At 40.0% G+C, this 12011-nt stretch carries 11 protein-coding genes and 1 tRNA gene; all 12 read right to left on the reverse strand.

The window, feature by feature from the left end; translation table 11 throughout:
* Positions 1-7 precede the first annotated feature (7 nt).
* Complete coding sequence (locus ACUR5C_RS09810) at positions 8-838, reverse strand: hypothetical protein (protein ID WP_454464942.1); 831 nt, start codon at positions 836-838, stop codon at positions 8-10.
* A gap of 529 nt (positions 839-1367) precedes the next feature.
* Positions 1368-1444 (reverse strand) — tRNA-Asp (locus ACUR5C_RS09815).
* Positions 1445-1631: 187 nt separating this feature from the next.
* A complete protein-coding gene (locus ACUR5C_RS09820; RefSeq protein WP_454464943.1) occupies positions 1632-2771 on the reverse strand; it encodes a hypothetical protein in 1140 nt (379 codons plus the stop codon).
* Positions 2772-2786: 15 nt separating this feature from the next.
* Complete coding sequence (locus ACUR5C_RS09825) at positions 2787-4754, reverse strand: VWA domain-containing protein (RefSeq protein ID WP_454464944.1); 1968 nt, start codon at positions 4752-4754, stop codon at positions 2787-2789.
* A gap of 166 nt (positions 4755-4920) precedes the next feature.
* A complete protein-coding gene (locus tag ACUR5C_RS09830) occupies positions 4921-5391 on the reverse strand; it encodes a YcgN family cysteine cluster protein (RefSeq protein WP_454464945.1) in 471 nt (156 codons plus the stop codon).
* Positions 5378-6115 (reverse strand): fumarylacetoacetate hydrolase family protein, encoded by a 738-nt coding sequence (locus tag ACUR5C_RS09835; protein ID WP_454464946.1) that lies wholly within the window; start codon positions 6113-6115, stop codon positions 5378-5380. The genes ACUR5C_RS09830 and ACUR5C_RS09835 overlap by 14 nt, the downstream gene beginning before the upstream one ends.
* A 4-nt stretch (positions 6116-6119) precedes the next feature.
* On the reverse strand, positions 6120-7169 hold the full coding sequence (locus tag ACUR5C_RS09840; RefSeq protein ID WP_454464947.1) for a lytic murein transglycosylase: 1050 nt from the start codon (positions 7167-7169) through the stop codon (positions 6120-6122).
* Between the two features lie 95 nt (positions 7170-7264).
* Positions 7265-7519, reverse strand: coding sequence for a YcgL domain-containing protein (locus ACUR5C_RS09845; RefSeq protein ID WP_454464948.1), 255 nt, complete (start codon positions 7517-7519; stop codon positions 7265-7267).
* 93 nt (positions 7520-7612) lie between these two features.
* A complete protein-coding gene (locus ACUR5C_RS09850; protein WP_454464949.1) occupies positions 7613-8749 on the reverse strand; it encodes a ribonuclease D in 1137 nt (378 codons plus the stop codon).
* 101 nt (positions 8750-8850) lie between these two features.
* A complete protein-coding gene (gene fadD / locus ACUR5C_RS09855) occupies positions 8851-10509 on the reverse strand; it encodes a long-chain-fatty-acid--CoA ligase FadD (RefSeq protein WP_454464950.1) in 1659 nt (552 codons plus the stop codon).
* 165 nt (positions 10510-10674) lie between these two features.
* On the reverse strand, positions 10675-11520 hold the full coding sequence (locus ACUR5C_RS09860; protein ID WP_454464951.1) for an alpha/beta fold hydrolase: 846 nt from the start codon (positions 11518-11520) through the stop codon (positions 10675-10677).
* A 57-nt stretch (positions 11521-11577) separates the two neighbouring features.
* Complete coding sequence (locus ACUR5C_RS09865; protein ID WP_454464952.1) at positions 11578-11874, reverse strand: late competence development ComFB family protein; 297 nt, start codon at positions 11872-11874, stop codon at positions 11578-11580.
* Positions 11875-12011: the final 137 nt, after the last annotated feature.

Raw genomic sequence — 12011 nt, forward strand, 5'->3', positions numbered from 1 at the left:
GCTAAAGCTAGCTTTGCCAAAAAGAATGCGGAGCTCTAAGCTCGGCAATAAAGTCTGCAACAGGGCGATAAAAGTCTTTATCTTCCCAATAACCTGTGTGGCAAGCAGGGTTCCAAGACGTCGCAGCACTACCTACATTAATTTCAAAGTCACCATGAACATAGGTGTTAAATTCGTCTGAAAGACCTTTTAGCGGGTAAGCTATAATATCGTCTTTGTCATAAAAATTATACCAACGTGCTCGTTTTTTCAGATCATCGTCAAGTACTTCGCCCACAATATCACATGGCTTTCCAAGTAACGATTTTGCTGCATCCATGGCATATAATCCCATTGGGTTACCAAAAGTGACATAGCCTGCAACTGTTTTTAGACCTTCAAAGTTATTAACCGACGAATTAGCTAGCTTGGTTTCGCGCATAAAATGCGACATCATCACGCCGCCATAAGAATGAGCTAAAATCACCAACGGCGTTTCATCTACATTTACCCGACGATGGCCAGCAAACTTACGGAGTCCGTCTTTAATTCGATTGTTAATTGCTTCGTAAATTTCTGTACCCGGACGATACAATAGCGCAAGAGCCTGAGTGTCTGTCATGATTTGACGTAAATTTTGATAAGCCAAATCACCTTTATAATTGGCTTTTTCTCTAAATTGCTTTAGCTCTTCTTTTACAAGGTCGCCCCAGTAAATTTCATGGAAAAGTAACTCATCTTCCATGCGGCCTTCAGCCCCATTCACATACTCTTCAGTAATTCGATGTTTTAATTCAACTGAGTAATACTCTTCTTCACTACCCAGACCATGAATAACTGCAATGGCAAGTCTTTTCATTAGTGTCCCTCATATCCGCTATTTATCTATAATTATAACTCGCATTATCTTAAATTATTCAACTGCATTTAGCCAGTGTCAAATGCCTGAACTGATTGATTCAATTGAAAAATATAAAACATTTCAGCCGATCTGCTCAGTTTATGGCTTAACTTGGTGGTAAAAAGCCCTTAAATCATAAACTTGTCTTAAATTTACCAATAAAAATTAACAAAATACTATTTAGAGCCAAGCTTTGCACGCTATCAATCTGATTATTGTCTAACCAACAAAAGCTATCAAGCTGTCCATTGAACATCAGAATATTGACCTACCCAGGCTGGTATCGCATACAAAAAATACCAATGAGTCATATTCTCATCTAGTTTGCAAAGCCTGACGACAGGTCACAATTGCGATGAATGCTATAAAAAACAGAATGACTGCTAGCTCGGTATTGAAAAGGAGAGGTGGACAAGAAGCGCTTGAGAAATAAAATAAGAGTGGATCAAAAAAGCCACTAAAAGTGATACTTTTAGTGGCTTTAAAATGGCGGAGCGGACGGGACTCGAACCCGCGACCCCCGGCGTGACAGGCCGGTATTCTAACCAGCTGAACTACCGCTCCGAGTTGTGAAACATGCGTAAAAACTCCGTTCAGAAAAGTTTTTAGCTAGTGCGTTTCAGCGGGCGCAATAATACGTTTACCCCAGTTTGCTGTCAACGATAAATTTAAAAAAATTGCCTTTTTTTTAAAAAAAGTTGCATATTAGGCATAAGTGGTTATTTAACAAACAACTTAATGTAAAAGTTGCTTATTTTTCACCCTCTTTTTTATCTCCACTTTCTTCAAAGGCTTCATCCCATGAAGGCTCATCGTCAGAAGTTCCTAACTCTAATTCATCTAGCGCGCTATCAATATCATCTAATTCACTGTCGATTGAAAAGTCGAGCTCATCTTTTTCTTCTTTAGGCTTTGACTCAGCGCTTAATTTCTCGCTAAAGCTCTCAGCCGTTTCGACTTCTTCTGGAACTTGAGGGCTAGGCTCGTCTTGCAGCTCGGGCAGTAAGTCTTCAACGGCTTGCTCAAGCAAGTCATCTTCCATAGGCTCTACAGACTCATCGTCTACAATAATATTGGCGTCTGGTTCTCCGGCTTTTGCTTCTAATTCAGCTAATGTCTTGTCTAAATTGCTCGTGTCTTCAAGGGTGTCCTCTTCAACAGGACTGTTCTTATCATCGCTGTTACCTTCGTTTGCACTAGCGGCAGATTGAGCATTACCTGAGACTGCAGGTTTGCCTGCATCGGTTTGATCCATTTCGGCGACCACAGCATCAGTGTTCACCTTAGCGCCAGCAAAAGACTCCATTGCCGTTATTATTTGCTCTACAGACATTTCACTCGATGGGACTTCTTCACCAAACATAGAGCTAAACTCGCCAAATATATTATTTAAGGTTGTTAAAGTGACATGGATTTCTTGCTTTAATAATTTAATTTCTTTTTTCAGCGCTTTTAGATCTTCAGTATTCTCCTCAGTATTCGATTCTGGCGCGCCTTCTGGAGCTGCATCTGTGGTCACTGGGTTTGCTGTCAGATCGTGATAGTGGCCAAAAATTCGACTCATATCTAATTCTAATGAGGCAATGGCTTCCGGATTTTTATTTAGCATGCCACTAATTAAGTTTCTAAATAAAAACTTTCTATCATTAGTTATTTTACGGGTTGCCCGTTTCGCTATATTTTTATCAAGGTTTAACTGATTTTTTAAGAAATTAAAAATTTCTTTACGTTGTGAATCTTCGTTACTCTTAATTTTCTCAATAAGAAAGCGAGCAGCTTCTTTATTATTTTTACGCCCTTTTAAAATAACCAAAATGAGTACAATGCTCAAAATGACAAAAGGCAAGACGATCTCTAATACGAGTAACCATGAGAACATTTCATTATTCATGTTCTTTACCTCAACTTATGCTTTAGCGCCGGGATCATCTTTGGTCTCTTCCTCATCTTCATATTCATCATAACCATCATCTTCTTCTTGTTCTTCATCTGCTTCAGCATCTTCACTGTCTTCGTCATCTTCTTCATCAAGCGCGAGCTCGTCTGCAACCGCCAACGCACTTTGCTGGTTTTTCTTTTTCACTAGCTTCCAAGCAAAAAAGCCTCCTACACCCAGTAATAGATTTACACCTATGCCAATATAAATCCAAAATGTCCAGTCAGTTTCGGGTTCAGTTTCGGTGTTTGAATCCGTTTCGCTATTGTTTGTGTCTGCTGATTCTTGTTTATCTGAATTAACAGGCTCAACTTTAGGTTGCTCGGCTTGCGCCTCGACTTCTGGTTGTTTGATATCAACAACAGGCTCTTCAGGCGGCGCTTCTTGCTGTTCAGCTGGTTGAATTAATGGTTCTGCGTTAAAAACGATAGGTTCGGGCGAAACAGAAAACTCTCGACCAGTAATTGACTGGCCTTTAATGTCTAAAGTTACGCTATATTCACCACCAAGCGCAATAAAAGGAATTTTAATTGGTTGAGTTAAATCTTCTAAACCAATAAATTGTTTTTCACCATTAGGCAACTCGACCGTTGCCATCACTGTAACTGTCTCTGGTTTAACTATATCTTGGCGGATACTAAAGCTCACTTCATGTGATTGTTCTATGGTATCGCTAACGTTAACTGAAGGGATTAATGGAGAGCCATAAATATTCACTGCATGATTGCGAGTTCGCTCAAACGTTGGGCTTCTTACAATCAACTGTAAATTTAATATGCCTTCATAGTTATCAGTAAAAAAGTTTTGTTTAAAACGGCTTTCAGAACCATCATAAAACATGGCTAACCGACTAGACTGGCCATTTTTCGTTTGCGTTAACTGAGCTTTTACTAGTTTTATAAACTCTGGTTTGCTGATAGGTTTATCATCTTGTAACAACGCCACTTGATAATCAATGGCTTCACCAGAAAGTAAGTTATTTGGTACACTGCTAACATCAAGACGTAAGTTACTTACCACCATTACTCGGTTATCAGGATCGACATCGGCTTCTATTTGCCAGTCACCAGGTTGTGGTGTTTCTATTGTCACTAGGTCATAATCTTTAGCTGCAAACCAGCGTACATTTCCATCACTCGTCGCACCTTCTATAGCCGTTTTGTCTGGAGTAATTAAGCGCGTTTTATCACTGTTTTCGCTTTTAAATACGAGTAGTGTCATTTCTTCTATACTGGCATCGACTTTAAAGCGGTTGTTTTCTAACGGCAAACTGTCGCGCTGGGTTGACTGTTCGAATATTTTAAGAAAAACTTTTTGAAGCTCTTCTGCACTTTCTACCGCTTGATACCAACCGTCAGTTCGATCAGATAAAGCTTTCAGTAATTCGTGATCGGCATTTTGCGATAGCGCGATTGTATGTATAGTCGCACCAGCGGTAATTAATTTGGGTAATACTTGTTCGAGGATTCGGGTGCGCTCTTTTTGGTTCGCCGACGCTGATTTAGAAATGTCTACCATTCCATCGGTAAGTAATATCAAGCTTCGCTTTTCATCGCTAGAGGGTGAACTCCAACCATAACTGGCTTTTTCCAAAACTCCACCAATATTGGTGTAAAGGCCTGCACTATTAATTTTTTTTGCGGCGTTCGTCGCCTGGCTTTGCCATTGCTTATCAACCTGCGCCAAAGGCACCAACATGTTAACGTAACGCCCAAACGCCCAAACGCCTGCATCAGCTCCCTTTGGCATCAAATTAGTCACTAATTGCAACGCGGGTATACGAAGGTTTTGCGGGTCGTTCTTTTTCATACTTCCCGATATATCAATCAGTAAACGAACATCTGATTTGGCTAGATTTTTACTATTTTCTGCGGACCAAGCCCCTGCACTTAGAGCACAAATGATTAGACAAAGTATTTTTAACCAAAGATTTTGCATTTACATAGCCATCAAGTTTACTAATCGACATCTCTAGTGTAGCCTAATATATCAGAATTATCATAATATTCAGTTAGATAGCTCACAAAGTTAGGGTGAACTTTAAAGATTTGAACGAAACCAGTGAATAATTAAACTTTGTTATCGAGCGAGTCGCCAATCTTGACTAATCTTTACTATTAAAATAGTTGTCAGGAACAACATAGTCTTCTATGTCTTCAAGATTGATGTCTGCCTCGCTAATCACCTTGCCACAAATTGCCGCACCCTGCTTTTTAGCCGACAAAGGATCACCAGTTTCTAATGGATGCCATTTAGGCAACGGCTCACCATTAGCTAAAAGCTTATAACCACAGGTATCTGGCATCCAGTCCAATTCAGCGGCATTTTCAGGGGTGACTTTAATACAGTCTGGAACATAAGTATGTCTATCTGGATAGACTGTACAGCGGCATTGATTGGTGTCGAGGTATTGACAAACTATATTGGTTTTTACTATTTCTTCAGTTTCTTCGTCTTGTAATTTGTGCGCGCAACACTGACAACAACTATCACAAATAGATTCCCATTGGGTTTCACTCAGTTCCAACAATGGAATTCGCTCCCAAAATCGATCAAGTTTGTTAGGTTTTGTCATTTGAATTTACAACACTTTGCCAATGATAGTTGAATTGCTGGTTAGTATCTTGCGATTGAAAAGTTAAACTTAATGCTAGCTGATCACCAACATTGAGCTGTCCTACCCCTGCGGGCGTACCCGTTAATACGATATCTCCAGGTAATAACCTAAAGTGTTTAGATGCTTCTGCGATTAACTCAACGACACCAACAATCATTTGACTAGTATAGCCTTGTTGCTGCGCATTGCCGTTAATTTGCAACTTAAATTCAATTTGATCCCAGTTTAAGCCTTTTTCCGTTAAGATAAAACTAGTTACAGGACAAGCATTATCAAAGCATTTGGCTTTTTCCCAAGGGTGTCCCTGTTTTTTTAAGCGCTGCTGCATCTCTCGCAAGGTAAGGTCTAATGCTAAGCCTACACCACAAATCGACGCTTCAGCTTGAGCTGCAGTTGCATTAGTTAGCGAACTTCCAATCAAAATGGCGAGCTCAGTTTCAAAATGACAAGGCTCAGCTAAATGGTTAAGATTAAGCGGCTCGGCAAAATCCACCAAACAGGAGTTTGGTTTTATAAAAAGCAGCGGCTCTTTAGGTACGGGGTTATTTAACTCTTGAGCATGGGCAACAAAGTTGCGCCCTATACACACCACTTTACTGGTAGGAAACTGAAACTGCGTTGTGTTTTGTGGGTCAACAATTTTAGGGTAAAACCACATAGGAATAGTTTGCATATTTAGCATAAGTTTAACGCGACTGAGTATCTATGTGCGGAAAACCAATTCTATCTGCTAAATAACCGACACCCGTGGCAAAATAATGCGAACGATTCCAACGCATTAGCACGTCAAAATTATTATAAACTAAATAAATTCTTCCTTTCTGTCCCCCAGGAGCGATTAAGTAAGCGTCAATATTTGCGTTTGGCAGCTCAGATAAATCGGCCCGCTTCACACCTAAATCTTGCCACTCGCTTAAAGGGCGTTTATGCTTTTTACCAATAGGATAATTTTCAAATGGCTGGGTTAACTTAACCTGGCGGCCCCAAGTTTGATTAGGTTTCCAACCGGACTGGCTTAAGTAGTTACCCATTGAAGCAAAGATATCTTGTTTATCTGACCAAATGTCCTTTTTGCCATCACCATTAGCGTCTACAGCTAAGCGCAAAAAACTCGATGGCATAAACTGACAATTTCCCATGGCCCCCGCCCAGCTTCCTTGCATTTCATTAAGGCCAATATGTCCTTCTGCTAAAATTTTAACAGCCGCCAATAATTCTTTTCTAAAGAACGATGCTCGACGCCCATCAAATGCTAAAGTGGCTAGAGAGCTAGGTACATGATAATTTCCGGTTATTCTGCCAAAATGGGTTTCTTTACCCCACAAGGCAACAATAAAGCGCGCAGCGACTCCAGTTTTCTTTTCGGCTTTGGTTAACTCATCAATATTACTTTTATACGCTTTTCGCGCGGCTTTCACTTTGCTCTCTGGAATAACTTTAGTTAAATACTCTTCATGCGTCATAGTACCTTCAGGTTGACGTCTATCGAGGCGAATGACTTTAGGTAAATATTCAAGCGACTGAATAATCTCCACGGCAAAATCTTCGCTCGCCCCTTGTTTAATGAAGTCGGCTTTTAAGTTTTGCTTCCAAGCATTAAACTTTTCTGCTTGCGAAATTTTTGAAGCTGGCGCGGATTTGGTCGCTACTTCCGATTGAGCTAAAGTGTACGAGCTTGCCGATAGCATAGCAGCACAAATAATTAAGACTAAAGGGATAGGTTTAATAGCGTTCAAAAAATTACCTTCTAATAATTGTTAAGCTTAATCTAGCCTCTCAAACTCAAGGCTTAAATTTAACCAGAGATGATACGACAAAAACAAAATCAATATTATTCATCGGCCTTATTGGCGTGAATTGAAGGCGGCATTTGTAAATAAAAACCTTCATCATTAAGTTTATTGCGAACTTCTTCAATGTCAACTCGAGCAAGAGACTCACGTTTGCTTAAATTAAGTTGTAATGCAAATTCAGGTTTACCAAAAACTTTCATCAAGGGTTCTGGAACTGCGGAAAAATCATCTTTTTGGGTAACATACAGATACATCTCGTCCTTTTTGTTACTTCGGTATACACTTGCTAACATGATGTTCCTTGAATATCGATTTAATTAATTTGCAATTTAAAAAACTAACTCAAATTGCTTAGCTCAATGCGCGAATAGCTTATTCTAACACTTTTATTTCCCTTGCCTAGTATTGAATTCTGCAAATTCGCGGTCAAAATGTGGCTTTAAATATTGTTTGCGCCAGCTACACCATAATGCGGGAAAGCTCTCTTGCGTTAAATAGGCAAAAGCTACTTTTTTAAGCAAGCGTTTACTGGCAATAACACTGGCATCAATTTGCAGCGCTTTGGCAACTAATTTGGCTTGTTGCGCGAACTTTTGTGACAGCGGCTTTAACTCAGGTAATTCTCTGGGATTAGGCACCGGCTTTAATTCATCGAGCGAAGGATGCCGTTCTACAATTTCAATAATTTGCTGATGGTATTGACGTACTGAACGTGGGTGCAAACCGTCAATTTTAGCTAAATCGTTTTTAGTTTGTGGTTTTCGCCACGCAATATCGACTAGCTGCACGTCTTTAGCAATGTGGTTTCGCGTTCTATCTTGTGAAATCGCAGTTTCTTCTCGCCATTGATATAATAATTTAAACAAGTGCAGCGATTTTCCATCAAGCCTACAAGCATCTCCTGCTTGCCGGTAGTCTTGAGCATAATCAGGTTGCTGCTTTACTTGCTCAGTCAGTTGTTTACACTCTTGACTAAATAATTCCTGCGGAACCTGCGCTAGCTGTTCGCTCACTTGCTGGTAAACTTTGGGTAAATAGAGTACATCGGCAGCAGCATAATTAAGCTGTGCCTGACTCAACGGACGCGCTAACCAGTCAGATTGAGTAGCCTGTTTATTCAGACTGACGCCACAATATTTTTCGACTATATTGGCGTAACCAATTGAAATTTTTCCGCTATAAAAAGTGTAACCCACTTGAGTGTCAAAAAGGCTTTCAAATTGACACCCCCAAGAGTGAAAGAACACTTCTAAATCTTCTTTTGCAGAATGCATCACTTTAATAATTTTTTGATCGGCACAAACCTGACGAAAACTATCGTTGCAACGCGCTTTTAATGGGTCGATTAGATATATCGATTGACCATCAAAAACTTGAACCAACGCTAATTTCGGGAAGTAAGTGGTGCGCCTTTCAAACTCGGTGTCAATTGCTAACAGTTTAACTTTTAACCAGTCTGCGGCAATTTTTTCAAACTCCGAGGTGCTTTCAATCCAATGCACTGGAACCTTGTCTAAATTCATGAATATAAACGACTCATTGCTAATCTAAAACGAAAAAGCTCAAACGACTTGCGTTTGAGCTCATACTAAAACTGAAAGGTTAAATAACTTCGAATAACAAGCTATTCGTCTCTCAACTCTCTGCGTAATATTTTTCCAACATTTGACTTAGGTAAGTCATCTCTAAACTCGACAACTTTAGGTCGCTTATAGCCCGTGAGATTTTCTTTACAATAATCCAAAATTTCGGACTCCGTTAATGAAGCGTCTTTTTTAACAATAAAAACTTTAACGACCTCACCACTAGATTTAGATGGTATGCCAATTGCTGCAGCTTCTAAAACTTTAGGGTGAGCAACCACAACGTCTTCAATTTCATTAGGGTATACATTAAACCCAGAAACTAAAATCATATCTTTTTTGCGATCGACAATTTTACAAAAGCCTTTTTCATTCATTTGAGCCACATCACCAGTGGCGAACCAGCCATCTTTTAATACTTTTGCTGTCTCTTCTGGTCGGTCTAAATACCCTTGCATTACTTGCGGGCCTTTAACCCACAGCTCTCCCGGTTCATTCAAGCCGACTTCTTCGCCTTGCTCGTTGCGAATTGAAACTTCTGTTGAACATATAGGTAAACCTATAGTGCCGTTATAAGCTTTTAGATTCATCGGATTAATACAGACCGCTGGGGCAGTTTCCGTTAGTCCGTAGGCTTCTAAAAGCGGCTTACCAGTGACTAGCTGCCACTCTTTAGCAACCGCTTCTTGAACCGCCATGCCTCCACCTAAGGTTAGCTTTAAATGGGAGAAGTCTAATTGCTCGAAACCTTTAGTATTCAGCAATCCATTAAACAAAGTATTCACACCAGTTATTGCGGTAAAGTCATGATTGCCTAGCTCTTTAACAAAGCCAGGCATGTCTCTTGGGTTAGTGATCAATACATTTAGTCCACCTACCTTACTAAACACCATGCAGTTCGCGGTTAGAGAGAATATATGATAAAGCGGCAGTGCTGTAATAATGACTTCTTGCCCCTGGCTTAATGAGGTAGATAACCAAGCGTGAGACTGCACCACATTTGCCACCATATTACGATGCGTTAATACAGCCCCTTTCGAAACTCCGGTAGTACCGCCAGTGTATTGCAAAAATGCAATGTCACCAGATGTTAACTTGGCATTTTCAAGTTCAAGTTGAGCGCCTTTTTGCATTGCATTTTTAAAGGTAACTGCGGTTGGAAGCTGGTATTTGGGTACCATTTTTTTAACGTACTTAACCACAAAATTAACTAAGTGTGATTTTAAGCCGCCCAACATATCCCCTAGCTGAGTGACAATAATATGTTTTAACGGAGTCTCATCGGCTATTTTTTCCAAAGTATGGGCAAAATTTGCAACAATAACGATTGCATCGGCATTTGAGTCACATAATTGATGCTTGAGCTCTCTAGAAGTATATAGCGGATTTACGTTAATCACGGCTAAGCCCGCTTTAAAAGCGCCAAAAATTGCCACCGGATATTGGAGCAAATTAGGCATCATTAATGCGATCCGATCGCCTTGTTGTAGCCCAAGCTCGGTCTGCAAATAAGCCGCAAAATCGCGCGCTTTTTGATCGAGCTGTTTATAGGTTAACTCTGCACCCATATTATGGAATGCAGGTCTGTCTGGGTACAGCGCAACACTTTCATCGAAAATCTCGATCAAAGACTGATAAGAATCTGGATTTATTTCGTGTGGTACACCATCTGGGTATGAGTCAAGCCAGACTTTTTGCATTTGTTATTCTCCCAACCAATCGATTGTAACCTAAATTTTTAAGACTTAGGCTTACCATCATTTCTTTTTATAATCAGCATCCAAGAAGCTTAAAGTATACTAGTCCGATGAGAATGGCAAAAAGGTTTTTCATAAATACGAAAAATTTACCTTAATGTCTAAATTTTAAGCGTTTTCTAACAAAAATGCTTGAATTAGGCAGGCAACTTCTAACGGATGCTCTAAATGAACATGATGGCCACCTTCTAGCAGGTGAGTTTTAAGATTGGCTAATGCCGCGCGGCGCTTTAAAAACAATGACTCGGGCTGCAAAAAACCATGCTTTGCCTCTACTAATAACACTTCACACTGAATTTCACTTAGAACCGTAAGCAGCTGCGCTTCAGAAAGCCGAGTCGCAGAGGTAATTCGTAATCTGGCATCCGCGCGCCAAGTGTAGCCGTTGTCTACTTTAGCTAAGCCGCGTTCAACTATGGGTTTAATTAGTTTGCTTTGAATTTTTGATGCGATTGCGCGCGCGTTCAGCGCTTGGTTAAAGTCAGGATAAATAGGCTTGGACTTTTCATGCAAGTCATTACGTTGCTTGATTGCCGCTTGTAATAGCGCTACGCCTTTGTCTGGCTCTGCAGTTAATGGGCCAAGAGACTCTATCGCAATTAACTTGTTAACTTTCTCCGGCGCCGCTGCTGCATACAAATAAGCGGTAGCGCCCCCCATTGAGTGACCGAGCAAATTTATTTTTTTAAGCTTAAAATGGCGTGCTAAATCATTAATTAAGTAAATACCATCAATAAAATGATAAAGCTGACCGGTAGGAATGTGAGCAGAGTGGCCATGTCCGGGAAAGTCTATCGCAATAATATGCAAATTAGGCGCGTGGGCCGCAATACTTTCAAAACTAGCTAAGTTATCGAGCCAACCATGCAAGGCAAAAACTTTAGTTTCGGCTTGGGGATTCCACTCTACTACGGCGCAAGAGACACCGCATAAATTAATCGTATATTCAATCATTTAAATTTTTAGGCACCCTCGGCACTTTATTAACGCTTTCTGATAAGGGGAAATCCCCTAATCATGAGGTACTTTTTTAACAATATCAATGGCTTTTAATACTTGCCGTTTAGCGTATTTGCGTAAATCATTCACTTCATCAGTGAGTTGCTGCCCTGGCTGTTGCTTTTCTAAAAAATTACAAATGTATTTGGCGGGCATATTATTTAACGCAATAGCTGCAACGTCTTGGATTGAAACTTCAGAACTAGGCACTTCAACCTGACTTTCTTCTATTAATAAGTGAATTTGCTCAAATACCAGCTCTTCAGATAAGTTTTCTAAGTCATCTGTGTAATACATCTCTTTATACATAACCGACTTCCCGCTTTAGCACGAATAAATTAAATAGAACGAATAAAACTGAATTATTGTAGTCATCTTTTATGAGCTATCGCTAACATTCAACAAAGCCCCGTCTTTAGAGTCTAGAACAAATTTTAGGGTTTGTT

This window comes from Aliikangiella aequoris (assembly GCF_053709105.1).

Coding starts and splice junctions, on each gene's coding strand:
- ACUR5C_RS09820 (WP_454464943.1), bottom strand. CDS start 2,771: ATGAATAATGAAATGTTCTCATGGTTACTCGTATTAGAGATCGTCTTG.
- fadD (WP_454464950.1), bottom strand. CDS start 10,509: ATGCAAAAAGTCTGGCTTGACTCATACCCAGATGGTGTACCACACGAA.
- ACUR5C_RS09810 (WP_454464942.1), bottom strand. CDS start 838: ATGAAAAGACTTGCCATTGCAGTTATTCATGGTCTGGGTAGTGAAGAA.
- ACUR5C_RS09835 (WP_454464946.1), bottom strand. CDS start 6,115: ATGCTAAATATGCAAACTATTCCTATGTGGTTTTACCCTAAAATTGTT.
- ACUR5C_RS09850 (WP_454464949.1), bottom strand. CDS start 8,749: ATGAATTTAGACAAGGTTCCAGTGCATTGGATTGAAAGCACCTCGGAG.
- ACUR5C_RS09845 (WP_454464948.1), bottom strand. CDS start 7,519: ATGTTAGCAAGTGTATACCGAAGTAACAAAAAGGACGAGATGTATCTG.
- ACUR5C_RS09825 (WP_454464944.1), bottom strand. CDS start 4,754: ATGCAAAATCTTTGGTTAAAAATACTTTGTCTAATCATTTGTGCTCTA.
- ACUR5C_RS09860 (WP_454464951.1), bottom strand. CDS start 11,520: ATGATTGAATATACGATTAATTTATGCGGTGTCTCTTGCGCCGTAGTA.
- ACUR5C_RS09865 (WP_454464952.1), bottom strand. CDS start 11,874: ATGTATAAAGAGATGTATTACACAGATGACTTAGAAAACTTATCTGAA.
- ACUR5C_RS09830 (WP_454464945.1), bottom strand. CDS start 5,391: ATGACAAAACCTAACAAACTTGATCGATTTTGGGAGCGAATTCCATTG.